Consider the following 24809-nt stretch of genomic DNA (forward strand, 5'->3'; position numbering starts at 1 on the left):
GGGCCGGGGAGCCGGTGCCCGTCCGCGTCGACCTGGCCGGGGTCGTGCGCGCCACGCTGGACCTGCTGCGCGAGCGCGGGGTGCCCGTGGGTCGCGGGGCGCAGGTGGGAGCGGTCGAGTTCGAGGTGGCCGACTCCTCCGACCTCGACCGGGCCCGCTCGACGATCCAGCGGGTCGACGAGGTCGGGGTGTGGGTGCCCGTGGCGGCAGCCGCCGCGCTCGCGGTCGCGCTGCTGGTCTCACCGCTGCGTCGGCGTACGACGGTGGTGGCCGCGGTCCTCGCGCTGCCGGCCCTGGGGATGCTCGCCCTGGGGATGCTCGGCGCACGCAGCGTGCTCGAGGCCGTGGCCGACCCGGGCGAGCAGCGCGAGCTGGGGCTCGCGGTGTGGGACGCGCTGGTGGCGGACCTGTGGCGCGACGTGGCGATCGCGGCGGGAGTGGCGCTCGCGGTGCTGCTGCTGGCGCTCCTGCTGCCGCGGCGTGCCCGTCGCTCCGCTCAGGCCCAGACGGGCGCGATCTCGCGGCTGTAGCGGCGTCCGAGCAGCCGGGAGAGCAGGCCGGTGACCGGCGGCGGGATCAGCGTGCCGAGGAACGCCTTGTCCTCCGCCGGCATCTCGTCGGTGAGCCAGGCGAAGAACCGACCGGCCTCCACCACCGAGCCACCGCGGAGCTTCTTCTCCACCGCCGCCCACTCCGGGGTGCTGGTCATCGGCACCAGCACCGGCTCGAGCTCGTCCTCCTCGTGGCGCAGGTGGGCGTCGACGATGCCCGACATCGTCGCGACCTCCTCGCGCGCCGCGTCGAGGGTCGTGCGCGAGGGGGCGGAGGCGAGGGCGACGAGGGCCGCCTCGACACCGCCGAGGGCGTCGGCCATCGCCTCGTGCTCGGACTCCATCTGCTCCAGCAGCGAGGTGTCCGCACCCAGGCGCGCCATCATCGGCCAGATGTGGGTGTCCTCGCCCTCGTGGTGCCGGGTCAGCTCGGCGCGCAGGAAGCGGTAGGCCCGCAGCAGGTCGACGGCGCGGTCCTGGTCGGGGTCGGCCTCCAGCGCCTCCGCGAGCCGCCTGACGTCGCGGCGCACCGCACCGTGGATCAGCCGGTTCATGGTCAGCCCGTCAGCCGCCGTCGTCATGACCCTCAGGCTAGGACGACGGCGGCCGGCGGGGGCGCGGATCGCGAACTGGTTCAGACCGGTGTCGGCTCCTCGACGCGCCGGGTCGGGGCCGGCTCGGGGGCTCTCTCCTCGCGGAAGCCGTAGCGCTCCCACCAGCGGGCCATCGGCCCGGGGGCGTACCAGTTCCACCGACCGAGCAGCTTCATCGTCGCGGGGACGAGCAGGGCCCGGACCACGGTGGCGTCGATGAGCAGGGCGACGAGCATGCCGACGCCGAGCATCTTCATGAACACGATGCCGCTGGTGCCGAAGGCGCCGATGACCACACCGAGCAGCAGCGCGGCCGAGGTGATGATGCGACCGGTCTTCTGCACCCCGGCCGCGACGGCGCGGTCGTTGTCGTGGCTGCGGTCCCACTCCTCGCGGACCCGGCTGAGCAGGAAGACCTCGTAGTCCATCGAGAGGCCGAAGAGGACCGCCAGCATCAGGATCGGGTTGGTCGCGTCGAGGAAGCCCTGCGGGGCGAAGCCGAGGGTGTCGGCGAGGTTGCCGTCGCTGAAGATCCAGGTCACCACGCCGAAGGAGGCCGTGATCGAGAAGAGGTTCATCACCACCGCCTTGACCGGCAGCACCACCGAGCCGAAGGCCAGGAACAGCAGCACCAGCATCACGCCGACGACGATCAGGCCCATCAGCGGCAGGTGGCTGGAGACGGACGCGACCAGGTCGACGGTCTCGGCGGTGAGGCCGCCCACGAGGACCTCGCCGGAGGCCGGCTGCACCTCACGCAGGTCGCGCAGCAGGTCCTGGGACGCCTCGGACTGGCTGTTGCCGTCCCAGCTGGCGCGCAGCAGCGTGGTGCCGTCGGCCTCGGCGACCGGGACGACGTCGAGCACGCCGGGGACGGCCCGGACCTCCTCGGCGTACGCCGCGACGTCGGTCGGGTCGGTGCCCTGCAGCAGCAGCTGGGCGGTCGACACCTCCCCGCCGCCGAACTCCTCGTTGAGGACCACGGCCGCCTGGTGGGCCGGCGCGTCCTCGGGGAGCACGCGGTAGTCCACGCTGCCCCACTTCGCGCCGAGGAACGGGCTGGCGATCGCGAGCAGCGCGGCGATCGTGACGACCATGACCAGCACCGGGCGGCGCATCACCGCGTGGGCCAGGGCCGCCCAACGGCCGCCGTCGGCGGGGGCCAGGGAACGGTGGCGGCGCCAGGGCAGGCGGCCGGCGTCAACGCGGCGTCCCAGCAGGCGCAGCACGGCCGGCAGGATCGTCAGCGCAGCCAGCATCGCGACGATCACGGCGGCGATACCGCCGTACCCCATCGAGCGGAGGAAGGCCTGCGGGAAGATCAGCAGGCTGGCCATCGCAGCGGCCACGGTCAGGCCGGAGAAGAGCACGGTGCGGCCGGCGGTGGACATGGTCCGGCGGATCGCGATGGAGGCGGCGTCGGGCTCGTCGAGCGGCTGCAGCGCCAGCTCCTCACGGAAGCGGCTGATGACGAAGAGCGCGTAGTCGATGGCCAGGCCGATGCCCAGCAGCGAGATCACGTTGACCGAGAAGATCGAGACCTCGGTGAACTCCGCGATCACCCGGACCACCGCGAGGGCGCCGAGCATCGCGATGACACCGACCATGGCCGGCATCAGGGCGGCGACCGCGGAGCCGAAGATCAGCAGCGCGAGCAGGACGACGATCGGCAGCGAGATGAGCTCGGCGCGCTTGAGGTCGTCGGAGGTGATCTCGTTGACGTCGTTGTAGACGGCGTACGCCCCGGCGACCGAGGTCTCCAGGCCGCTGGCCTCCGGCGCGTCGAGCACGGCCGCGACGCGGTCGTAGCTGATCAGGAAGTCGTCCTGGGTCTCGCCGGCCAGCGAGATCAGCACCTGGGCGTGGCTGCCGTCGTCGCTCACCAGCCCCGCCTCGGGCGGGGTCTCGTAGTAGGGCACCACCGAAGCGACCGCGTCCGCGGGGATGTCGGCCACGACCTCCTCGACGGCTGCCCGGAACGCCGGGTCGTCGGCGGAGAGATCGCCGTCCTCGGCCGCGTAGATCGCGACGACGTCGATGCCCTTGTTGCCGAAGGCCTCGCGCTCGGCGTCGAGCTCGCGTGCGGACTCCGACGACGCGTCGTCGAACCCGCCCTGGGACAGCGAGTCGAAGACACCGGCGCCGAAGGCACCGGCCCCCAGGGTGAGCAGCACCCCGATGAGCAGGACGGCGAGGGCCCGGCGGCCCACGAGTGCTCCCCAACGATCGATCATGACGGTTCCTCGCGCTCGGCGTGATGAGATGGGTGCGGATGCGTGACAGGGCATCTACATAAGTGAACGCCGTGAACCGTAAATGGTGTTAACGTAGGTGTCAACGCATTACTCACGATGCCTGGACCACCCCACCGCACAGCAGGGAGCCGCCGCGTGACCGTGGAGCCGACGACCCGTCGAGAGCGACAGCGCGAGGCGACGTACGCCGAGATCGTGTCGACCTCGATCGCCCTGCTCCGCGACGGCGAGGACCTCTCGCTGCGCGCGGTCGCCCAGCGGATGGGGATGACCGCACCGGCGCTCTACCGCTACGTCGCCAGCTACCAGGAGCTCGTGGACCTCGTCGCCTACGAGGTCGACCGGGCCGCGACCGAGCGGTTCCGCGCGGCGGCCGACACCCTGCCCGAGGACGACGTGGCCGGGCGGCTGTGCCTGAGCGCGACCGCGTTCCGGCAGTGGGCGCACGAGTCGCCGCGAGAGTTCGGCCTGGTCTTCGCCAACCCGATCGCCGACACCTCCTGCGCGCGCCGCGAGATGCTCACGCTGAGCAGCTCAGGGCACCTGTTCACCGACCAGATGAAGGCGATCTGGGAGTCCAACGGGTTCCCGATCCCGGCGGTCGAGGATCTTCCGCCGGCCGCCCGCGAGGCGGTGCTCGACCCGCTGATCCCCGCCGAGAGCGAGGGCGTCGCCGAGGCCGACCGCGGGTTGCTGTGGGTCTACATGCAGGGCTGGACCCAGCTCTACGGCATCGTCACCCTCGAGGTGTTCGGCCACATGGACCCGCGCCTGGTCGAGAGCGGCGACCTGTTCGTCGACACGATCCTGCGCTTCGCCCCGCGGATGGGCCTCGAGCACGACCTGGACCGGCTGGAGCGGCTGATCCGCGATCAGCTCGCGGACTGAGCGGTACCGAGCAGCTCCTCGACCCAGTGCGGCACGAGCTCGCTGGCCCGTCCGTGGCGGGCCTCGTGGAACCACGGGGTGCCGTCGGAGGGCTCGAGGTTGAGCTCGAGGGTGCGGGCGCCGTACCTCAACGCCTGCTGCACGAAGCCGGCCGCCGGGTAGACCGCGCCGGAGTTGCCGATCGAGACGAACAGGTCGGCGCGGGCGAGCTCCACCGAGATCCGGTCCATGCCGTAGGGGATCTCGCCGAACCACACGACGTCGGGCCGCAGCTCGGTGACGCCGCAGCCGGGGCACGGCGGCAGGTCGACGAGGTCGGAGTCCCAGCGCACCCGGCCGTCGCACGCGCGGCACAGGGCCGAGAGCAGCTCGCCGTGCATGTGCAGGACCCGGCGGGAGCCGGCGCGCTCGTGCAGGTCGTCGATGTTCTGGGTGACCACGAGCAGGTCGTCGCCGAGCGCCTCCTCGAGTCGCGCCAGCGCGTGGTGGGCAGCGTTGGGCTGCACCATGAGCAGGGCGGAGCGGCGGGCGTCGTAGAAGCGGTGCACCGTGCTCGGCGCCATGTCGTAGGCCTCGGGGGTCGCCACCTCCTCGACCCGGTGGCCCTCCCACAGCCCGTCGGCGTCGCGGAACGTCGGCACCCCGCTCTCCGCGGAGATGCCGGCCCCGGTGAGCACGACGATCTTCACGCCCGACACCCTAGACCCGCCGAGCCGGCGCATCCTTCCGTCACTCGATCCCTCACTCGATGAGGTCGCCGACCTCGAAGTCGAACCGCACCTGCTCGGTGTCCTCGTCGACGGCGGTCACGGTGACGCTCACCGGGTAGGACTCGCCGTTGTCGTTGAGCGTGCACTCGATGGTCGCGTCGACCTCGGCGTCGAGGTCACCGGGGCAGTCGATCTCCTCGGGCGCCTGACCGACCTGCTCCTCGAGCTGATCACTGATCTGCTGCTCGAGGTCGGCCTCGTCGACGCTGTTGCCGCCGACCGAGGCCTCGAACGAGCAGCCGGTCAGGGTGAGGGCCGCGACGATCGCCGCGGGCGCCAGCACGGCACGGATGGTGGGAACGCTACGTCCCATGGTCACTCCTCGGGTCGTCCCGAGATGCCTGTCCGCCGGCGGTTGTCGGTGGTGACTCCGTCGTACCACGGACGGCGCCGCGGCGGCAGGGGCCTTGGCCGCCGAGCCGGCGTATCAATACGCCGGTTCGGCGGTGATCGGGCTCAGTAGCACCCGGGGAAGCGCTCAGGACCGGACGCGGTCGCGCCAGTACCCGGGGCGGCGCTTCGCGTGAGCAACCGCAACGACCGTCAACAGGTCGCCCTCGACGACGTAGACGACGCGGTACGGAAAGCCGGTCACGCCCTTCGAACGCACCACCGGGTCTCGCTCCCAGCCGGGCCACGGCGGCCATGCTTCCGGCGTGTCAACCGACTCATCCACCGCCGTGAAGACATCCGCCTCGAACCGGTCACCGAGCCCCGTGTTGCGATGCTCGTACCAACTGACCTCGGCATCGAACTCGGCCTCAGCCTCCGGGTGCCAACTGACGTCCAGGTTCACGTCTGCCGTCGGGCTGCATGACGAGCAGCGCGGCGCTCAGCCATTCGCGCCACGACCTCGGCGTGCGGAATGGTCTCCACCTTGCCACTGAGGATGTCGTCGATGCGAGAGCCGATCTCGACCGTCCAGGCTTCGTCGATCGAGTCATCATCGGAGACCTCGAGCGACTCGAGGAGCCGAAGGGCCACGTCCTTGCGCACCGAAGGAGGCAGGTTCATCCCCGCCTCGTAGAACTCCGATGCACTCAGGCTCATGTTGTCAGTGTACGCCGGAAGGCCGACATCAACCCTGGCTCGACGTTGCTTCGAAGGTTGATCGGAAGACCCCTGCCGGCGGGCTAGAAGTGATGACGAGTCACGTTGGTCCACCCAGGCCTCTCATAGCGCCCTGACCTGCGTGAACGTGTCGAATCAGTAGTACCAGGGGAAGCATTCGGCTGGGCTTGAGGTGGCCCCTGCTGACGTTGGAAGTCGCCGGAAAGTGTCGTTGACCTGCAGGTACCTTCGAACGGTCGGCGACGACAGTGTTGGTCAGGTCCGAGCGGAACCGAACTTGCGGACTTTGTGCGGACTCAATCTCGCCATCCCGATTCCGATGCGGCGGCCTCGGCAGCGTCAAAGTCGGGGCCGAGCGCACCTTCGGACACCTCGAAACGAGTGTCCGGAAGATCGGCAGCGGCGAGCTCAGCTGCAGAACGAAGGACCAGCTTGCACACGTTGCAGGCGAACACCTCGGGGATGAGGCTGGGGACCAAGCTGACGTACGGGACAGCCTCGTAGTCGCCCGGCCCGACCTTCTCATGGTCATACTCAACTCGGTCGTCTACCTCGACCGATCCGAACAGCCTGCCTTCTTCGGAGCAGGCTGGACACGCGTAGGGGGTGCGGAAGAATCCCGCACCGAAGTTCTCAGGGGCTAGGTCCTCGTCCGTCGCCTCGTACCGGCGTCTGCAGAGGTCCTCGAATTCCGCATCGCCGAGCGACTTCCTCAGCTTCTGCAGCGCGACCCAGGCACCCATCACGCTCTCCAACTGCACGTGTGCGTCAATCGCGTCGCGGTACTCGGCACGTAGCCCTGCGGCTGTGCTGGCGAGATCCCCATAGAACTCGTCGGGGTCCATGTCGAGATAAGCAAGCAGGGCGTCCAGGACGCTGAGGCTGTCTTCCAGTGCCTGGCGCGATGGGCCCGGCAGGCCGGCGTGGGCGCCCCCGTTCCGTGTGTCGCAGAGGCGGTCCTGCTTCTTCTGGTCGAGCGGAAGCCCTCCGAGCAGGATCGCGATCCGCTTCAGCACCTCGGCGAGGTAGATCGTCTTCATCCGCTGTCCACGGAGATCGGGGTCACCAGCAATCTTGACCACGGAGGCCGAGTCCTTCAACAACTCGGGCGCTACCACCAGAAGTGGATTCGTGCGCCAGAGCACAGCCTTGCCGAGCAGTTCGACCGCCATCGGCCCAGCAACGGCGGCCCGATGATCAGCCTCGTCGTGGATCGCGGACAGGGCGTCTTGCGCCCAAGCCGACGCAGCGCGGATGAGGTCGCTCGCGGCAGCAGGCTCCTGCTCCGAGTCCGGCGTCCCGTCGTATTGGTCAGTCACGATCGCTTCCGAAGCGCCTGCGAATCCTTGTCATAGACGTAGTCGACTATCTCGCCGGAGACGATGAGCTCGACCGCCTGGTCCACGACACTGCGGGGCACAATGAACCACTCCGATGGGTCGTAGTCACGGCCCTTCCGGTCGATCTGGGTGATGTCCAAGCGGACATCGGCGAAAACGCGATGCAGGAGGTTCTCGAACTTCACGACGTTGAGGTTGAAGGTCTGATAGCTCGCAACAAGATCCACCGGAGCCATGAGGTACGTCGGCGACTTGGCAGCATTCTTGATTCGCTTGGAGACCGGGCCACGCGAGAAGCCAATCTTGTGAAGATCTCTGATCCCGGCGATCTGCGGGTCATTGCTCAGCGAGCGGAGGACGTAGATGTAGCCGCTGGCGACATCTTCGCCATCCAGCACGCCCTCATCGCTGATGTCGGCGCCGACCACCGCCTGGCCCTTCTGCTCGAACAGCCGGATCGAGAGGGATTGCCGATACATCGATGACTCGGTGCCGTTCTCGAAGATGACTCGCAGCCGCTGCTTCTGCTCAGGCTTGCCGCCCACGACCATTTCTCGAGTCTCGCCGACGGCGGCAACGAACAGCATCACACCGTTGAGGACGAAGAATCGGCCGGCGGTGATGGTGCGCAAGCCTCTGAAGGGCGCAATCTGCGCCGCTCCGTCGGCAAGCTCCTGGTGCTTTGCCTTGAAGAGATGCTCGAACTGGTCGAAGTCGAGGCACTTTTGTCGCTTCGCGACGGAGTCGACCGCAGCGGGTGGCTGTCGGACCGGAAGGTCACTGACATCCAGCAGCCCCGAATCGTCTGCGAGCAGATCGAACTCGTCGCCCTCCAGAAGGTCATCGATCGACGTTGGGGCCTCGGGGACGTCCAGGAGACCGAACTCATCGAGGTGTCGAAGCGCCGTGAGCTTCTCCTCACTGGAGAGAATCCCCTCGAGTCGGGCCCCGAGCTTACGTTCGGCGATCTCGCGGGTCGTCGATGAGGGGACGCGTCCGTGCGCGCGCCTGAACTCCAGGATCTCCAGGAACGCACGTTCCAGTCGATCGCTCGACGTGACCTTCTTTGGCTTCTCCGGGGCGTCGAGAAGGCCGTCGACGTCGGCGTCGATGAGGAGGGCGATGTTGGTCGAGAAGAAGGGCTCGACCCGGGGGGTGTCGTCGGGCTCGCTCACGCTTCGCCCTCCGATTGGCTTGCGCGCTGCTCAGCAAGGTGCTGCTGCTTGCGCTTCTGCAAGTAGAGCAGGACCTCGGCGTAGCGCTTCTCCGTTGCATCATCCGCCCGAACGTTCGGCTTCCTTCCGTTGACCTTGGCCCAGGCCTGGATCTTCGGGAACAGCGCGAACGCTTCCTCATCGGTGAAGTCCACCCTTGTCGCCGTGATCGCGTCGGAGATGATCCGAAGCACCGATGGCGTGACGGACTTGGACATGACTTCGAAGGCCCTCTGGAACGGGTTGACGGAGTCGATGAGGTTGATGTTGATGTCGTCGATGTTGACGAACTTTTCCGCCATCTTAATGAACCGCTTGTCGCCGACCTCGCGGACTTCTCCGTTCTTGATCACCGAGTCAACCACGACCTGCTGGCGCAGCTCCTCGACCTGCGACTCGTCGAGGTCGGGGTAGCGCTCACGGATGATCTTGGGGATCAGGACCTTGTTCGTCGTCTCAGGATCGACGGCACCGGCGGCCGCACGGGCGAAGGTCTCGTCCTGGAGGATGTTCGCCTTCAGGTCGGTGAGATCCGTGGCGACGATCTGTTTGACCCGCTCGGTGGACGGCTCCTTGAACCCCTTGATCCGGATGCAGCCTGGCTCGGGTGCACCCCCGTCGTCGGACCGCTTCGTTTTGAAGGTGAAGTTCTGCGCCAGCACCTGCTCCATCAGCAGCGAGGCGGTGATGGCCTTGAGCATGTTGTTGACCGATACCTTCACCTCTCCCTGGGAGGCATCAGGCTCGGCGATCAGGTTGGTGAACTGAGCGTGGGACTTGCCGGGGCTGTCTCGAGTGACGCGTCCGATGATCTGGATGACTTCCGTCAGCGACGCCCGGTACCCAACGGTCAACGCGTGCTCTGCGAACGGCCAGTCGAAGCCTTCTTTGGCCATACCGAGGGCGAGGATCACATCGACGCCGTCGCGGTTCTTGGAAGCGAAGGTGGAGAGATAGTGCAGCGTGTCGGCTCGCTTCTTCGGGTCGGTGTCATCGACCAGGTCAGCGACGCGGACGATCTGACCCGAGTCGCTCCGCCGGATGTTGATGATCCCAGTGTCGGGCTCCGTGGACTCGACGTGCCCGATCGAGTCGATGATGTAGCCGACCTCCTCGATCTTGTCCTTCGTCGACTCACCCGAGTTCACGTTGGGGATGTGGAGGATCGTCTTCTTGTCCAGGTCGAATACTTCACCGATCGCGTCTGTGTAACGACCTTGGTAGAAGTGGTGCCCGATTCCGAGCGACTTGAGGTGCTCGTAGCCGTTGAGCTGGTCGTAGTAGTTAAAGGTGACTGGCGTGAACTTCGCCTCATCCTCAGCTGACAGAACTGGCACGGAATCGCCGCGGAAGTACGAGCCGGTCATTGCGACGATGTGGACGTCAGATCCAGTCATCACGTCGCGGAGCAGGGCTCCCAGCCGACTGTTCTCGACGTCAGCAGAGACATGATGGAACTCATCGATCGCCAGGACGGTCCCGTTGAACATCTCCGGAGCCAACTTCTCGAACGCGAACCGCAGAGTGGCGTGTGTGCACACCAGGGTGGCATCCGGGCCATCGAGAAAGTTGATGAACGCGTCGACCTTGCCCGCCGACGACCCAGGCGTGCACAGGTTGTGTTCGTCCTTGATCTCCCAGTCCGCGAAGAAGCCGTGGCTAGTGAGCTGGGTCGAGGCGAAGGATGCACCGATCGAACGCTCCGGCACGGCGACGATAACCTTCCTGCGCCCTTGGTTGTACAGCTTGTCCAGAGCCACGAACATCAACGCGCGCGACTTGCCCGACGCTGGCGGGGCTTTGATGAGCAAGTACTGCGCATCCCGCTGTGCAAATACACGCCGCTGCATCTCGCGCATTCCCATTGCATCGGTGTGCACCGACGCGCCAGTCTGCGCGTAGGTCACATCGACAATGTTGGGCTGGTGCTTCATTTCGCGGCCCCCTTGGATGCCTCAGCAGCGGTCATGGCCTCATACATAGCGAAGAGGTCCGACAACCTCTGCTCATCGGTTTCGTAAGGCTTCTTGGAGTAGATCGAGTCGACGAGCGCATCCACCTCCGCATGAGCCGCCCGAAGATCGGGCGGCATCAGGTCGGGGTCGTAGAGCTCCGCCAATGTGCGCTCGCAGTGGTATTCCCGAACGTCCAGAACACGTAAGGCCGCCACATCGAACGCATCCTTGGTCCGGTCGCTCAACTGCGGGACGGGGAAGTTGTTGTAAACGATCGTGTTCGAGTACCGCAGCCTCGTCTCGTGCTGTCCGCCCACCGCTCGAGTCCAAGTCATGTGCATTCGTGACGTGAGTAGCGCGAAGGTCCACGGCTTCGCGTCGTAGACAGCGAACGCCAGGTTAGAGACGACCGTCTCCGGTCCGAGGTAGCCGAACGGGATGTAGTCCCTTCGCTCGGACGACACGCTCGGCACGATGATGGACTCAGTCGGCCGATAGCTAATCTGGACAAAACGGTGCGGGCGTTCAGCAAAAGCTGCGGTGCTTCCTGCGTCACTGTCGGCGCGCTCCGCTCTCACGCGTTCGAGCCGATGTGCGATGTCTGGCACCGTTCGCGCCTCGGCTACATCCCGATCCTCAATCCACAGGCAGTAGCGGTCCACTCCGTCGACGTGTTCCGATGTTCCGATGTACGACTTGATGAACTTTTCGGACCGCGGGTCGTTCGCAATCATCCGGAGGCGTTCGTCCGGCGTCACGACCAGACCCTTTGCCCTCGGCATCGAGCCGAAGACCATCGCGGGACGCCGCGCACCCAAGGGAGACTTTCTACGACCGACGAACACGTTCGACCCGTCGGCGAGGTAGCCATTGATATTCGCGACTTGGAGCCTTAGGCCGTCGGCGTAGATGTACTTCGGTGCTGGCCGCACGTTGCGAAGACTGATCACAGCGACCGTCACACCAGCATTCCGCCTAGCGTTGTTCTCCCACTTGAAAGACGTGTATGCGTAGCCGATCTCGAGTCCCATGTCGAACAGTCGCGGGAACATCAGCCCGACGTGCTCCCCTTGGGCAACCGAGTTGGTGGTGACAAAGGCAAGTTCGGCGTTAGTCCCTGCGATGTAGTCCGCTCCCTTGGTAAACCACAAGGCAATGTAGTCGAGGTTCTTTGAGTACGGCCGACCAGCGAAGACATGCGGGAAATCCGCCTTCATCTCCTTGGTCTGCGTCTTCGCACCCTTGTAAGGCGGATTGCCGATTAGGTAGATCTCCTCGTCGCGTCCACTCGGGCATACCGATTCCCAACTGATCCGCGTTGCGTTCGCCTCCCGGATCTGCCCGGTCTCCTTGAGCGGAATCAGCGGGATCGACAGGCCGAACTTGTCCTTGAACTCGGCATTCATCTGGTGCTTGGCGATCCAGAGGGAGAGGATCGCGACCTCGACAGCGAAGTCGTCGATCTCGATACCGTAGAAGTGTTCGATGTTGATCTTGGACTCGGCATACAGGACCTGGTGCTTGACGTCGATCTCGGCTAGCCGCTCCAAGATCGCGTGCTCAAGGCGGCGAAGTTCCTTGTAGGCGATGATCAGGAAGTTCCCGGATCCACAGGCGGGGTCGAACACTTTGATCTGACCGATGCGCTCGAGGAGTGCCTCCAGCTTCCGCGGCGAGTTGTAGGCGGCGTCGAACTCGTCCTTGAGCCCGTCGAGGAAGAGGGGCTCGATCGTCTTGAGGATGTTCGGGACGGACGTGTAGTGCTGCCCTAGGTCCGAGCGTTTGCCTGGCGTGACGATGGCCTGGAACATCGACCCGAAGATGTCGGGGTTGATCTCTCGCCAGACCAGCGTGCCCAGTTCGATGAGCAGCTCGCGTGCCTTCTTGGTGAACGCGGGCACCTTGTGTTCCGCGGCAACCGTGAACAGGCGGCCGTTGACGTATGGGAAGTCGCGCAGATGGGCGGGCTTGTCGCCGGCATGCGGCGTATCGAGTGCGACGAACAGTTCGTTGAGGAAGTCGGCCATGTCGGAGCCATCGAGCTGTGTGTGGCTACCGACGGCGTTGGTGAATTGGTTCTCACCGAAGATGGCGGTGTCCTCGGCGAAGAAGCAGAAGAGCAGCCGGGTGAAGAAGACGTTAAGTGAGTGGCGTCCGAACGGGTCGTCAAGGATGGACGGGTTGGCCGCGAGGAGCTCGTCGAAGAGCTTGCCCATCTTCTCGGCCGCCTTGACGTCGGCGAGGGCCTCGGCGACGTACTGGGCCTTCTCCATGCCAGCCCACGGAAGGAAGAAGGTGAAGTGCTGGTCGACGTCACGGATTGGGATGACGATGTTCTGCTCGGTCTTCGTGTCGGCGGCGAGGAGTTCCTCGTAGTTCGTGACGATGACAAAGCGAGGTCGGTAGCGCACCACCGTCGGCGATGTCTTGAGCTCCTCGATCACGGCGAGCGGGTCGTCGGCTGTCTCCTTGAAGTAGACGACACCCTTCTGCGCGACCTCGGTCATCTGGTCGTCGGCTACGTTCAGCGACCCATTGCGGAGCCGAGTGACGTTCGCCTGGGATCGCCCGTAGGCCAGCAACAGCTCGAAGATGAACTCGCGATCGTAGGAGTCACGGCCCGCGAGGGGCTTCACCCGCTCCTCGACGGCCTTCAGGTTGAGCTTCACGTGTCCAATCTTCCCAATCTTCTAACAGCGTCAGCTGCGTGCCAGCCCGATCCTCGGCCGCCGCCAAGTCTCCACTCGGCAATCTTGCCGTGGACGTCCGATGAATGGGTCAGATCGGCCTGAGCGGCATGTGGGCGACACTGACGATCAGGTCGAGAGGCGCGGGGTCAGCGCCGAGCTCCACTAGTCGGTCCGCGGCCTGGGCCAGCCGAGCGAGTAACACCGTAGGCTTCCCGTCGATGGGCCACGAGGCTGGGCCATCAGGCTGGAGTACATCGAGGGCTGTCAGCAGGCGCTCGAAGTGACTTGCCGCGACATCGTCGTCAACTGCGTCTGCGAGCGCGGCGAGACAGGACCGGCTTCGCCGAGTGCGAGAAGACGGTCGAGGTCGGGCGTCATCCGACGAGGGTGAGGCGGCGCCAGCGTGGCCCGCGAGCTAAGGCGAGGAAAGCTGTGGACGACATGCGCTATACCTGCCCTCTGGGCCTTCCTCGGGTCCTGCCGCTTACCCGTCCTCAGTCCCTCACTCGTTGAACACCACTGGCTCTTATCTGCTCCCAGAATCTCGTCCCAGCCGCCCTCTGCTTCGTGGCTCTCACCCCTACTTCTCGAGCGGCACGCGTGCTACGTAGGACGTAGATGGGTCGTCCGACATCGGGCGGCCCACGCGGCATTTCTAGGGGTCCGTTGGTTGTCGACGGACGCCGTGGAGGCGGTAATCCGGATGCATGGCGGCGTGAAGTTCTACCGCGGCGTTCCGAAGGCCGCGCGCAACTACGTCGAGAGGGATTGCGCCCGCTATGACGACTACTACCTCGCCGAGGGCGACGGCATCGCGATGCGCTTCGTCGCCGGCTCGACAGCCGCTGGCGACATCGCACTCGAGAAGAAGCCGGGCATGGACGGCGAGACCTACGAAGCCTGGGTCGCCGGGATGGTCGTCGAGACCGGACAGCCGAAGGGGCGACTGCGCAAGGACGCGAACGGGCTGCGGTTCGTCGAGGTCACGATCAACGGGCCGAAGACCTGGTCGTTCGCGGCTGCCCTCCACCCGGAGGTATAGGCGGCGCTCGACGCCGCCCAGGAGCGCGCCACGAAGCAGGTCATCGACTACCTGGCTAAGCACGCCACGACCCGCGTCGGTCCGCGCGGTCGGCAGGTGCAGGTCCCGGTGGAGCAGATCGAGGCTGCGGCGATCCGGCATTTCACGTCGCGAGCGGGCGACCCACACCGGCATCTGCACCTCCAGATCAACGCGCGGGTCTTCGCGAAGGGCGAATGGCGGGGACTGCACTCGGTCGGTGTGCGGGACATGATCGACGCGATCAACGGCATTGGCCACGCCGCCGTCGCCACGGATCCGGAGTTCCGCGCGGCACTCGCCAACGCCGGGTTCGGGATGGATCCCGAGACCGGCGAGATCCAGCAGTTGGCGCCGTACGTCGGAGCGTTCAGCGCCCGGTCGGCGCAGATCCGCGCCAACATCGACCGATATGAGGCCGAGTGGCGGGCCGACCACCCGGGCGAGGAGCCCGGCCCACGGGTCCGCCAGATCTGGGACCGGCTGGCATGGGCGGAGGCGCGCCCGGACAAGGCGGTGCCGAAGGACGGCGCCGAGGTCGTCGCCCACTGGAACGAGGAACTGCGATCGCTCGGCTACGCCGACCCGACCGGACCAGTGCCGCTGGTCTCTCCTCGAATCGGCGAGATCGATCGCGAGACTGCTGCCGAGCTGGTGCTGTCGCGGCTCGGAGCGAAACGCTCGGCATGGAACGCGGCAGACATCCGTGGACAGGTCGAGGCGCTGGTCGCGCAGACCGGATTGATCGCTGAGTCCGGCGTACGGATCGAACTCGCAGACGACCTGACCGGCCGGGCGGTGGCACGCTGCACTCCCCTGTTGCTGCGACCCGACGTGCCGGAGCATGTTCGGGCCCTGACGTCGTACGCCGTGCTGGCCGTCGAGACCGAGATCCTCGAACGGCTGCTCCGTAGCTCGCAACAGGCCGAGCCAGCACGGCTGCATCGCTCGACCCTGTCTCAGTTGTCCCGCGAGCAGGGTCGGGTCGCCGACCTGTTCTGCGGTCGTGGACCGCTGATCGTTGTCGAAGGCGCCGCCGGTGCCGGGAAGACCAGGACGCTGGCAGCCGTGAGCAGACACCTCGCGATGCGAGGTCGTCGGCTGCTCGTCGTGACGCCGACGTTGAAAGCTGCCGAAGTTGCGGCCCGCGAGACCGGAGTCGAAGGCCACTCCGCCGCCTGGCTGATCCGCCAACACGGATGGCGCTGGGATGCCGACGGCCGCTGGACGCGACAGGAGAGCGATCCAGCTCCGGAGGCACGGCTGCGTCGTGGCGACCTGTTGCTCATCGACGAGGCAGGCATGGTCAATCAAGACACCGCGCTCGCGCTGCTGACGATCGCCGACGAGACCGGAGCACGCGTCGTGTTCATGGGCGATCGCCACCAGCTGCCCGCCGTCGGACGAGGCGGCGTCCTCGACCACGCCCTCGCCTGGGCCCACCCGACCGCGGTCGTCACCATGAACCAGGTGCGACGGTTCGTCGACGCCGAGTACGCGAAGCTCAGCCTGGCCATGCGCGAGGGCCGCGAAGCGGACGCTGTTTTCGACCGGCTCGTCGAACGCCGGCAGATCGTCGTGCACGCCTTCGAGGCAGAGCGAACGGCAGCGCTGGCGGCGGTTGGCGCAGGCGGAGCGCTCGTCGTCGCCGACACCCGCGAGCAGGTCGCGACCCCCAACGCGGCCATCCGCAACGAGCACGGCCACGACCTCGGCGCCGTGGTGACGCAGCGAGGCGACCGGATCGGACTCGGTGACCGCGTCGCGACCCGACGGAACGACCCCGCACTCGGGGTGGCGAACCGGCAGACCTGGACAGTGGTCGGGAGGCGAGACGACGGAAGCCTGATGGTCCACGCGCCGGGCCAGCGGCGCGACCGGGCGCTCCCCGCGGAGTACGTCCGCGAGCATGTCGAGCTCGCCTACGCCACCACGATCTACGGCGCTCAGGGCGAGACCGTCGACCATGCGCACGTCGCGATCGGCGAGACGACCGGTGCCGCGGCGGCGTACGTAGCCATGACCAGAGGCCGGCAGACCAACGTGGCCCACCTCGTGGCCGAGTCCGTCGAGGACGCCCGCAAGCAGTGGATCGACGTGTTCAGCCGCGACCATGCAGACCTCGGACCCGCCCACGCCCGACGCCAGGCGATCGAAGCTGTCGACCGGTATGGACCCGCCGCGATGCGTCGTGCGGGCACCGTTCCCCCTCGACCCGTCGCGGCGCCCAGCGACGGCGGAGCGCCTGGAATCGGGCTCTGGCTCTGACCCGCGTGCGGCCGGAGAACTTAGGGAACGCACCTGACCTGCAAGAAGGCAACGTTCCCCCCTTCTTGTTACCGGATTTCGGCAACACCCGGAGTCCACGCTGATCGGCGTGAGCCAACGACTCACAAGTCATCCAGCGTGACGACTTAGGGATACCTGTTGACCTGTGGAAACGCGGGTTGCGGCCAGGTATCCCCCTCCAGGTATCCCGAAATCGTGGATACCTGGCCGCCCATGCTGGCCGACACGGACCGACCGTCCGTGGCCCCAACCGGCGAGGAGCAACGCCATGACCGCATCACCGATCAACCCCGACGAGAACCGCCGCCCGATCAAGAACCCCGGCGACGAGATGCTCACCCTCCAGGAGGCCTGCCGCTTCCTCCGAGTCGCCGAGGGGACGCTGCGCTACTGGCGGCACCTCGGCTGCGGACCGCGGAGCTTCAAGATCGGCCGCCACGTCCGCTACTGGCGTGCCGACCTCGTCCTATGGCTGGCCGAGCAGACCAACCGTCCACAGAGACACGACTGAGCCCGCCGACCGTGCGGCCGAGCGGCGCAAGGTGAGTCGATCGTCGCAAGGAGGTGACCGATGGCCGGGAGCATCGCGAGGCGCCCCGACGGCCGTTGGCGCGCCCGCTATCGGGACGACACCGGGCGCGAGCGCTCTCGTCACTTCAGGCGCAAGGTCGACGCCGCTGCGTGGCTCGACGAGGTGACCTCGACGCTCCACACCGGTACGTACGTTAACCCGCGCGCCGGTCGGGTGACCTTCCAGGAGTTCTACGACGCCTGGGCGCCGCGCCAACTCTGGGTGCCGTCAACCCGCGCCAACGCCGACCTCGCGGTCGGGTCTGTCAGCTTCGGCGATCTGCCGATGAAGGCGATCCGACGCTCGCACATCGAGACGTGGGTGAAGTGGATCTCCAGTCGTTGGGCGCCGACGACCATCAAGACGCGGTTCGTGATCGTGCGGTCGGTCTTCCGTGCCGCGGTGTCCGATCGCGTCATCGCCGCCGACCCCACCGCCGGCGTCGCGTTGCCACGCCGGCGGAAGGTCGAGGCCGCGATGCGGATCCCGACGGTGGCGCAGGTCGGCCAGCTGCTCGCACACGCCGACAGCAACCGCGTGTCGACGCGTCACGGCTTCCGTGCCTACGTCGCACTCTGCGCGTTCGCCGGGCTGCGGAAGGGCGAGGCCGCTGGAGTCCAGTCCGGCGACATCGAATTCTCGCTCCGTCGGCTGACCGTGTCGCGTCAGTTGCAGCGCGATGGCGACACCTTCGCGGTGCGGCTGCCGAAGTACGGCTCCGAGCGCATCGTGCACCTGCCCGACGAGCTGGTCGCGATGCTGCGCGTGCACATCGATCGATTCCTGCCGGACGAGTTGCCGGACCGCTGGCTCTTCACCGTCGACAACGACCCGATGTACGACAACGACATCGACTGGCGCTGGCGCTGGCGAGCGACCCGGACCTCAACCGGTTTGCCGCACGTGCGGCTCCACGACCTGCGGCACTTCTACGCCTCCGGGCTGATCGCCGCCGGCTGCGATGTCGTCACCGTGCAAAGAGCGTTGGGGCACTCGTCCGCGACGACCACGTTGAACACCTACAGCCATCTGTGGCCGACGGCGGAGGACCGGACACGGGCCGCGGCCTCAGAGCTGATGCGCCAGGCACTCAGTCCAGCGTCACCAAGTTGAGATCAACGCTCTCGGGGTCGTCCTCACTGACGAATAGATCGTCTTGATGTGTCAGAACGTCGAGCGTGTAGGTAGGCCAGCCCGCTGCTACAACGGCCGTTTGGATGTGAGCCCTGGCGTACGGATGCAGAGTCATCACACCAACCTTCACAGCGAAGGCTCTGACCGCGTCATCGCTCAGTGTCTGCGGGTCTTCGAGGTGCCACTGGCCATGCAGGACAACGCTGCTACGCCAACCCTCCGCAGGAGTCTCTCCAGCCGAATCAGCCCCATCGTCGGGTCGGCGAAGCGCGTCGATGTTGTATGTCGTCTTGACGTCCACCGACTGTGATCGCCGACCGACACTTACATCAATGCCCGCGGACACGACGATGCCCTGAAGCACCTCGTCATCAGGCGTCGTCGACCAGAAGCGGGATTCCTGAGTGCGGACCAGCAATCCCGGAAGCAAGCGAGCAACGACTTCGCTCGCAAGCTCCGAGACTTCATCGCGTGAGGTCATGAAGCAACTTCGTGCCGTACGAGGTGCAGAGTGCTACCCGTGCGGGTGTAACGGGCGCCGGGCGCGATCCAGCCGGTTCCACCTACAACCTCCACGTGCCGTTGGGGCCGATGCTGGGCAAGGTCCTGCACGTCGAACCGAAGGCGGTAACCGAGTTCGTGGAGCATTGCTCCGAGGGTCCGCACAGTCAGGTTTCGCTTGCCATTGAGTCGCTGCGTGACCTCTGATCGGCTTACACCAAGGCGGTCGGCAAGAGTGCTCTTCTTGATCTGTCGATCCTCGAGGCATGACGCCACGAGTTCACTTGCCTCAAGCAGAGCGGCCTCCTCCGCCACCAGGCGGAGAGACTCAGGCGTCTCCTTGAACCAACTTCCCATGGCGGTCATGCCCCAGTGCCTTCCTTGTAGATCGCCCGCGCCTTCGCGACTTCCTTGGCGACCCGATTCTTCTTCGGTTTGATCGTCCCGTGAGTGACAAACAGTTCCTTGTCACCCGGGGAGAAGCCGACCACGTACACCCTCAGGTTGAGACTGACGTGCTTGATCTCATCCACTCGCGGTACGCCGTTCCGCGGGTCTGCTTCATCGAGCTTGTTGAACGCGTCTGGTGACCGAAGCCATCCCTGCTCGGCGAGGACACGGAAGCGCGCCGCGATCCCTGCCTGCTGTTTCGTGTTCAGGCCCGTCAGCCACTCGAGCGCTGGGCAAGCACCGCTGGGCAGCCGTACTCCGAAGATCTGCAACTTCGTCGACGGCGTGCCAGCAAGATGCTCATGGCGTACATGTTTAGCCATATCTAAACAGGTTTCAAGTCCTCGGCAGTAATTACAACGTTGTAGTTGCCTTCGTCACGGACTCATCATGGTCGCAGCACGAACGCCCAGCCGCCACTCCCACACCATCGGCTCTCGCCGCGCGAGCAACGGGGCGCTTACCCCGCTGGAGCCCGTCAGCGTCGGCTCTCGTCAACCTCTTGCGGACTTTTTGCGGACCAGACGCGGACGTCTCAGCCCGACATCCCCTCTGACCTGCTCAAACGCGCCCGATCAGTAGTACCAGGGGTACGGGCTCCAGTCGGGGTCCCGCTTCTCGAGGAACTGGTCGCGGCCCTCCTGGGCCTCGTCGGTCATGTAGGCCAGGCGCGTGGTCTCGCCGGCGAAGAGCTGTTGGCCGACCAGGCCGTCGTCAATGGCGTTGAAGGAGTACTTCAGCATCCGCTGGGCCGTGGGGCTCTTGCCGTTGATCAGCCGGCCCCACTCCAGGGCGACCTTCTCGAGCTCGGCGTGCGGCACGGCCTTGTTGACCGTGCCCATCCGGACCCCGTCCTCGGCCGAGTACTCCTGGGCGAGGAAGAAGATCTCGCGGGCGAACTTCTGGCCGACCTGACGGGCGAGGTACGCCGAGCCGAACCCGCCGTCGAAGGAGCCGACGTCGGCGTCGGTCTGCTTGAAGCGGGCGTGCTCGAGGCTGGCCAGGGTCAGGTCGGAGACGACGTGCAGCGAGTGCCCGCCACCGGCGGCCCACCCGGGGACGACGCAGATGACGACCTTGGGCATGAAGCGGATGAGCCGCTGCACCTCGAGGATGTGCAGCCGGGCGAGCTTGGCCTTGTCGATCGGGTTCGGCGGGGCGCCGGCGTCGTTGTGACCGTCGGTCTCGTACTGGTAGCCGGCCTTGCCACGGATGCGCTGGTCGCCCCCGGTGCAGAACGAGTGCTTGCCGTTCTTCTCGCTCGGTCCGTTGCCGGTGAGCAGCACGCAGCCGACGTCGGCGGAGGTGCGCGCGTGCTCCATCACGGTGAGCAGCTCGTCGACGGTGTGCGGCCGGAAGGCGTTGAGCACGTCGGGGCGGTCGAAGGCGACGCGCACCGTGCCGTGCGCCTTGGCGCGGTGGTAGGTCAGGTCGGTGAGTCCCTCGAAGCCGGGGACCTCGTCCCACTGCTCGGGGTCGAAGATGTCGGACACGCCGTCGATCGCGCTCATGGCAGGCAACCTAGCGGGGGTGGAAGAGCCGAGGGGAACCCGGTGTTGTGGTGGGCATGACGCTGACAGGTGAGTACGTCCCCAGCCCCTCCGAGTGGGTCCGCAACCAGGTGGCCGAGTACGAGGCCTCCGACGGGCAGCGCGCCAACACCCTGCCCGACCACCCCGAGTGGCCGATCGTGGTCATCACCTCGGTGGGCGTGAAGTCCGGCGCGCTGCGCAAGAACCCGGTCATGCGGGTCGAGCACGACGGCGTGTACGCCGCGGTGGCCTCCAAGGGCGGGCACCCCGAGCACCCGGAGTGGTACCACAACTTCCTCGCCCACCCCGAGGTCGAGCTGCAGGACGGCGCCGAGAAGCACACCTACCGCGCCCGGGTCGCCGAGGGCGAGGAGCGCGCACAGTGGTGGGAGCGCGCGGTCGCGGTCTACGCGCCGTACGAGGAGTACCAGGCGAACACCGACCGCGAGATCCCGGTGTTCGTCTTGGAGCGGGTCTGACCTGAGGTAGGCGCGTACGTCACCGGGTCTCGACCCGGCGACCACGTCCTCGTCCCTCGGACGTGCGCCTTGCTCGACCTTCCTTCGCGACGCCGAGCACTCGTGCCTCGTGCTCGGCTGCTCAGTCGCGCTGGATCGACATGGCGAGGCCGGCGAGGTGGCCGACGCGAGCGAGCTCGGAGTCCAGGAAGTCCGGACCGCCACGTCGACCGACGACCACGATCTCGTTGCCGCCGAGGCGTGCCGCGACGACGACGTTGACGTCGTCGCCCTCGATCTCGACCCGCTCGGTGCGCACCAGCTCGACGAACGGCAGGTCCGAGGGGGCGGCCTCGGTGGAGTAGCGCTGGCCGTGGGCGCGGTGCACCCGCGCGGCCCAGTCGGCGCGGAAGGTCACCGGCAGCAGGTCGACGAGGCGGTCCAGCGCCTCGGTCGGGTTGGCCGTGAGGTCCTCGACGGCCTCGAGGTCGAGGAAGAGGTTGCCGCCCGCGGCGTACCGGCTGATCCACACCACGTGGACGCCCGGCAGCTGGTTGCACGCCGAGACGATCGTGTCGGGCATCGCGGTCGGCGGCAGCTCCAGCAGCACGTCGTCGACGGCGGTGCCGTCGTGGCGCTTCTCGACGATCTCGATCGCCTCGATGTCGCCACCGGCCTCACCGATGGCTCCCGCCAGGCGACCCAGGGATCCGGGGACGTCGGGGAGCTCGACACGCAGCAGGAACGGCACCCGGGCACCCTAACCGCCACGTGTGACACCCACGTCACGGTCCCGGGTCCGGGTCAGCCGCCGACCGCCAGGCGCGGGCGCAGCCCGCTGGCGCGCTGGACCCGGCGCTCCACCGCGGCCCGCACCGCCTCGGGCGTGCCGATCACCGTCACGCTCTCCCGCGCCCGGGTCACCGCGGTGTAGAGCAGCTCACGGGTCAGCAGCGGCGAGTCCTCCGGCGGCAGCAGCACGGTCACGTGCCGGGCCTGGCTGCCCTGGCTCTTGTGGACGGTCATCGCGTGCAGGGTCTCGACGTCGGAGAGCCGCGAGGTGGCGTACGTCGACGCGCCGGCCACCACGACGCGCAGCTGCTCGCCGTCGCGGACGGTGACCCCCGTGTCGCCGTTGAAGAGCCCGAGGCCGTAGTCGTTGCTGGTCACCAGCACCGGGCGACCGGGGTACCACTCCTGGCCGTGCGGGCCGAGGAACAACCCGACCTCCTCCCCCAGCAGCCGCTCGACCATGGCGTTCCAGTGCCGGGCGCCGTGCGGGCCGTCGCGGTGGGCGCACAGCAGCCGGTGCTCCTCGGTAAGCGCCAGCGCCTCGTCCGCGCGCCCGGCCTCGGCCAGCGCGTGCAGGGACCGGGCCTGGTCGAGCAGCCGGGTCCGCAGGGCCGCGACGGCGGACGGGTCGTCGGGGTCGAGGCGGCGTACGCCGGTCTCGCCCGCACCCGGCGCGTGGCCCGCGTCGAGCAGGCGCAACACCTGGTCGGCGTCCCCGTCGCGCAGCGCCTGGGCGAGTGCCCCGATCTCCGCGCCGTAGCGCCGCGTCGTGGTGAGGCCCGTGACGGCCGTGGGCGCCCGGGACGCGAGCCCGCCGACCAGGTCGGCCAGCACCGCACCGGCCTCGACCGAGGCCAGCTGGTCCGGATCGCCGACCAGCACCAGGCGGGCATCGGAGCGCACCGCCGCCAGCAGCCGGGCCATCATCGTCAGCGAGACCATCGACGTCTCGTCGACCACGATCACGTCGTGCGGGAGCGTGTTGCCGCGGTGGTGACGGAAGCGGGTGGTGGAGTCCGGACGCCAGCCCAGCAGCCGGTGCATGGTGGTGGCCGTCAGGCCCTCGAGCCGTCGCCGGTCGTCGGCGTCGAACCCCGCACCCGGCCGCTCCTGCGCCTCGCGCACCGACTCCAGCAGCCGCGCCGCGGCCTTGCCGGTCGGTGCCGTGAGCGCGATCCGCAGCTCGCGGGGGTCCGGGCCACCGGCCGCCTCGGCGGCCAGCACCGCGAGCAGTCCGGCCACCGTCGTCGTCTTGCCGGTGCCCGGGCCGCCGGTCAGCACGGTCGTCCACTGCCGCGCCGCGGCCAGCGCCACGGCCCGCTGGTCGGCCGACCCCTCGTCGGGGAACAGCCGGTCGGCGTGGGCCTCGAGCAGGGCGTCGTCGACCACGGGCGGCGTCGCCTCGGCCCGGCGCACGAGGTCGTCGCGAACCTGCCCCTCCTCGCGCCAGTAGCGGTCGAGGTAGACCAGGCCGTGCTCGACCCGCGCCACCGACGAGGCGGCGAAGGCCGAGACCGCCAGGTCGTCGGCCCAGCCGTCGCCGTCGGGCCAGGGCAGGTCGTCGCCGTCGGCGATGCCTGTCAGGTCCACGCAGACCGAGCCGTGCCGAGCGGCGCGCACGGCCAGCGCGACCCCGAGCCGGAGCCGCTCGTCGTCCTCGCCGACGAGCTCGCCGAGGCGCAGCGCGGCCGCACATGCCTCGCAGGTAGAGGTAGAGCACGCCGCCGAGGTGGGTCTCCGGCTCGTAGCCGGGCAGCCGCCAGCGCAGGTAGCGGTGCGCGACGACGCTGTAGAGCAGCGCCTGGAGCGGGTAGTGGCTGTGCAGCATCGCCTCGGCCAGCGCCGGTGGGGCGTAGTCGGCGGCCGTCGGCGGCCGCCCCTGCTCGCCGAGCAGGTTGGTCTTGTAGTCGACGACCAGGAAGCGCTGGTCGGCACCCGAGCCCACGCGGAGCACCGCGTCGACCGAGCCGCCGAGATAGCCCGTCAGCGGCTGGTCGGCCAGCGGCGGCCGGGCCAGCCGGTCGGCGTACGGCAGCAGCGGGTCGCCCTCGGGCAGGTGCGTGCGCAGCAGGTCGGCCACGTCGCCGACGAGGTGCCCGGGCCGGTCGCCGGCGGCGTGGTCGCCACCGGCCATGGGCAGCTCGAAATCCAGCTCGCGCAGGCGGTCGCGCAGCGGGACCTGCGCCAGCGTCCGGTCGCCGGCCAGCGGCCCGAGCGGCGTGTGGTGCAGCGGCACCAGGGCCGCGGCGAGCACATCGGGATCGACGTCGACCGGCCACCAGCGCAGCTCCTCGCCGACCCGCGCCCGCAGCTCGGCCTCGAGGACGGGGGCGTCGGGGTCGGCGTGCTCCAGGACCGCGTGGACCAGCGACCCGAACGCGGCGCCTGCCGGCAGCTCGGCCATCGGCGAGACCGGGGACGGATGCGCCGGCTCGGCGTCCGGCTCAGCAGCGGGGGCAGGCATGCCGGGCAGGTCGGGCAGGGACTCGTCGGGCTCGTCGGTCAGCACCGTCACCGCCGGCTCGCTGCCGACCGAGGGCGCCTGCTCCTCCACGCGGACCAGCCCCGAGTAGGAGGTACGACGCCAGGCGGTGTCGACCTCGCGTCCGAAGGCCCGCACCCCCAGCTCGGTCTGCTCGCCGCGGCTCGGCGCGGGGCGCTCCTCGGCCGGCTCGACCACCTCCGCGGTCGGCCC

Annotated in this window: 23 protein-coding genes and 1 pseudogene; 8 read left to right on the top strand and 16 right to left on the bottom strand. The window is 67.8% G+C overall.

Annotated elements, in window-relative coordinates; all coding sequences use genetic code 11:
• Positions 1-530, top strand: a 530-nt coding sequence (locus A6R01_RS05300) for a hypothetical protein (protein WP_292604253.1), incomplete at its 5' end; no start/stop codon positions are given.
• Here A6R01_RS05300 and A6R01_RS05305 read toward each other — a convergent pair.
• Together A6R01_RS05305 and A6R01_RS05310 are read right to left on the bottom strand one after the other, a co-directional pair.
• Positions 497-1132: a hemerythrin domain-containing protein gene (locus A6R01_RS05305; protein WP_292604255.1), complete on the bottom strand. Its 636-nt coding sequence runs from the start codon at positions 1130-1132 to the stop codon at positions 497-499. The two genes, A6R01_RS05300 and A6R01_RS05305, sit on opposite strands and share 34 nt — an antisense overlap.
• 53 nt (positions 1133-1185) lie before the next feature.
• Positions 1186-3378 (bottom strand): MMPL family transporter, encoded by a 2193-nt coding sequence (locus A6R01_RS05310; protein WP_292604257.1) that lies wholly within the window; start codon positions 3376-3378, stop codon positions 1186-1188.
• A gap of 156 nt (positions 3379-3534) precedes the next feature.
• Here A6R01_RS05310 and A6R01_RS05315 point away from each other — a divergent pair, with 156 nt between their 5' ends.
• Positions 3535-4287: a TetR-like C-terminal domain-containing protein gene (locus A6R01_RS05315; RefSeq protein ID WP_292604259.1), complete on the top strand. Its 753-nt coding sequence runs from the start codon at positions 3535-3537 to the stop codon at positions 4285-4287.
• Here A6R01_RS05315 and A6R01_RS05320 read toward each other — a convergent pair.
• The 8 genes from A6R01_RS05320 to A6R01_RS05355 form a co-directional block, all read right to left on the bottom strand.
• Entirely contained in the window at positions 4272-4976 is a 705-nt protein-coding gene (locus A6R01_RS05320) for an NAD-dependent deacylase (RefSeq protein ID WP_292604261.1), read from the bottom strand. The two genes, A6R01_RS05315 and A6R01_RS05320, sit on opposite strands and share 16 nt — an antisense overlap.
• A 52-nt stretch (positions 4977-5028) precedes the next feature.
• The gene (locus A6R01_RS05325) at positions 5029-5370 is read right to left on the bottom strand and encodes a DUF4333 domain-containing protein (RefSeq protein WP_292604263.1); all 342 of its coding nucleotides are present in this window, start codon (positions 5368-5370) and stop codon (positions 5029-5031) included.
• Between the two features lie 165 nt (positions 5371-5535).
• Positions 5536-5853, bottom strand: a complete 318-nt coding sequence (locus A6R01_RS05330; protein ID WP_292604265.1) for a type II toxin-antitoxin system RelE/ParE family toxin — start codon at positions 5851-5853, stop codon at positions 5536-5538.
• On the bottom strand, positions 5850-6107 hold the full coding sequence (locus A6R01_RS05335) for an addiction module protein (protein WP_292604267.1): 258 nt from the start codon (positions 6105-6107) through the stop codon (positions 5850-5852). Before A6R01_RS05335 ends, A6R01_RS05330 begins: the two co-directional genes overlap by 4 nt.
• 317 nt (positions 6108-6424) lie before the next feature.
• Complete coding sequence (locus A6R01_RS05340) at positions 6425-7447, bottom strand: hypothetical protein (RefSeq protein WP_292604269.1); 1023 nt, start codon at positions 7445-7447, stop codon at positions 6425-6427.
• On the bottom strand, positions 7444-8643 hold the full coding sequence (locus A6R01_RS05345) for a GIY-YIG nuclease family protein (RefSeq protein WP_292604271.1): 1200 nt from the start codon (positions 8641-8643) through the stop codon (positions 7444-7446). Before A6R01_RS05345 ends, A6R01_RS05340 begins: the two co-directional genes overlap by 4 nt.
• The gene (locus tag A6R01_RS05350; RefSeq protein WP_292604273.1) at positions 8640-10616 is read right to left on the bottom strand and encodes a DEAD/DEAH box helicase; all 1977 of its coding nucleotides are present in this window, start codon (positions 10614-10616) and stop codon (positions 8640-8642) included. The genes A6R01_RS05345 and A6R01_RS05350 overlap by 4 nt, the downstream gene beginning before the upstream one ends.
• Positions 10613-13306 (bottom strand): DNA methyltransferase, encoded by a 2694-nt coding sequence (locus A6R01_RS05355; protein ID WP_292604275.1) that lies wholly within the window; start codon positions 13304-13306, stop codon positions 10613-10615. Before A6R01_RS05355 ends, A6R01_RS05350 begins: the two co-directional genes overlap by 4 nt.
• A 724-nt stretch (positions 13307-14030) precedes the next feature.
• Here A6R01_RS05355 and mobF point away from each other — a divergent pair.
• From mobF to A6R01_RS05375, 4 genes and pseudogenes are all read left to right on the top strand, one after another.
• Positions 14031-14945: pseudogene (mobF, locus tag A6R01_RS05360) on the top strand (MobF family relaxase); the annotation flags it as partial.
• Between the two features lie 312 nt (positions 14946-15257).
• Positions 15258-16655 carry an AAA family ATPase gene (locus A6R01_RS05365; protein ID WP_292604296.1) on the top strand — a complete coding sequence of 466 codons (1398 nt, stop codon included), beginning with the start codon at positions 15258-15260 and terminating at the stop codon, positions 16653-16655.
• 289 nt (positions 16656-16944) lie between these two features.
• Positions 16945-17187 (top strand): helix-turn-helix domain-containing protein, encoded by a 243-nt coding sequence (locus A6R01_RS05370; RefSeq protein ID WP_292604277.1) that lies wholly within the window; start codon positions 16945-16947, stop codon positions 17185-17187.
• A 60-nt stretch (positions 17188-17247) separates the two neighbouring features.
• The gene (locus tag A6R01_RS05375; protein WP_292604278.1) at positions 17248-18360 is read left to right on the top strand and encodes a site-specific integrase; all 1113 of its coding nucleotides are present in this window, start codon (positions 17248-17250) and stop codon (positions 18358-18360) included.
• On the opposite strand, the gene A6R01_RS05380 is transcribed toward A6R01_RS05375, so the two are convergent.
• The 4 genes from A6R01_RS05380 to A6R01_RS05395 form a co-directional block, all read right to left on the bottom strand.
• Complete coding sequence (locus tag A6R01_RS05380; protein ID WP_292604280.1) at positions 18338-18862, bottom strand: hypothetical protein; 525 nt, start codon at positions 18860-18862, stop codon at positions 18338-18340. The genes A6R01_RS05375 and A6R01_RS05380 overlap by 23 nt on opposite strands.
• Positions 18859-19248, bottom strand: coding sequence for a helix-turn-helix transcriptional regulator (locus tag A6R01_RS18255; protein WP_366925091.1), 390 nt, complete (start codon positions 19246-19248; stop codon positions 18859-18861). The genes A6R01_RS05380 and A6R01_RS18255 overlap by 4 nt, the downstream gene beginning before the upstream one ends.
• Positions 19245-19604 carry a hypothetical protein gene (locus A6R01_RS05390; RefSeq protein ID WP_292604284.1) on the bottom strand — a complete coding sequence of 120 codons (360 nt, stop codon included), beginning with the start codon at positions 19602-19604 and terminating at the stop codon, positions 19245-19247. The genes A6R01_RS18255 and A6R01_RS05390 overlap by 4 nt, the downstream gene beginning before the upstream one ends.
• 303 nt (positions 19605-19907) lie before the next feature.
• The gene (locus tag A6R01_RS05395) at positions 19908-20843 is read right to left on the bottom strand and encodes a 1,4-dihydroxy-2-naphthoyl-CoA synthase (RefSeq protein WP_292604286.1); all 936 of its coding nucleotides are present in this window, start codon (positions 20841-20843) and stop codon (positions 19908-19910) included.
• Between the two features lie 56 nt (positions 20844-20899).
• Here A6R01_RS05395 and A6R01_RS05400 point away from each other — a divergent pair, with 56 nt between their 5' ends.
• Positions 20900-21343, top strand: a complete 444-nt coding sequence (locus A6R01_RS05400) for a nitroreductase family deazaflavin-dependent oxidoreductase (RefSeq protein WP_292604288.1) — start codon at positions 20900-20902, stop codon at positions 21341-21343.
• 121 nt (positions 21344-21464) lie between these two features.
• On the opposite strand, the gene A6R01_RS05405 is transcribed toward A6R01_RS05400, so the two are convergent.
• A complete protein-coding gene (locus A6R01_RS05405) occupies positions 21465-22073 on the bottom strand; it encodes an ACT domain-containing protein (protein ID WP_292604290.1) in 609 nt (202 codons plus the stop codon).
• A 53-nt stretch (positions 22074-22126) separates the two neighbouring features.
• Positions 22127-24049, bottom strand: a complete 1923-nt coding sequence (recD, locus tag A6R01_RS05410) for an exodeoxyribonuclease V subunit alpha (RefSeq protein ID WP_292604292.1) — start codon at positions 24047-24049, stop codon at positions 22127-22129.
• Positions 24050-24170: 121 nt separating this feature from the next.
• Between recD and A6R01_RS05415 the strand changes: the two genes are divergently transcribed.
• The coding region (locus A6R01_RS05415; protein WP_292604294.1) for a hypothetical protein at positions 24171-24809 on the top strand (639 nt) is incomplete at its 3' end.

This window comes from Nocardioides sp. REDSEA-S30_B4, assembly GCF_001627265.1.
Lineage (GTDB): Bacteria > Actinomycetota > Actinomycetes > Propionibacteriales > Nocardioidaceae > Nocardioides.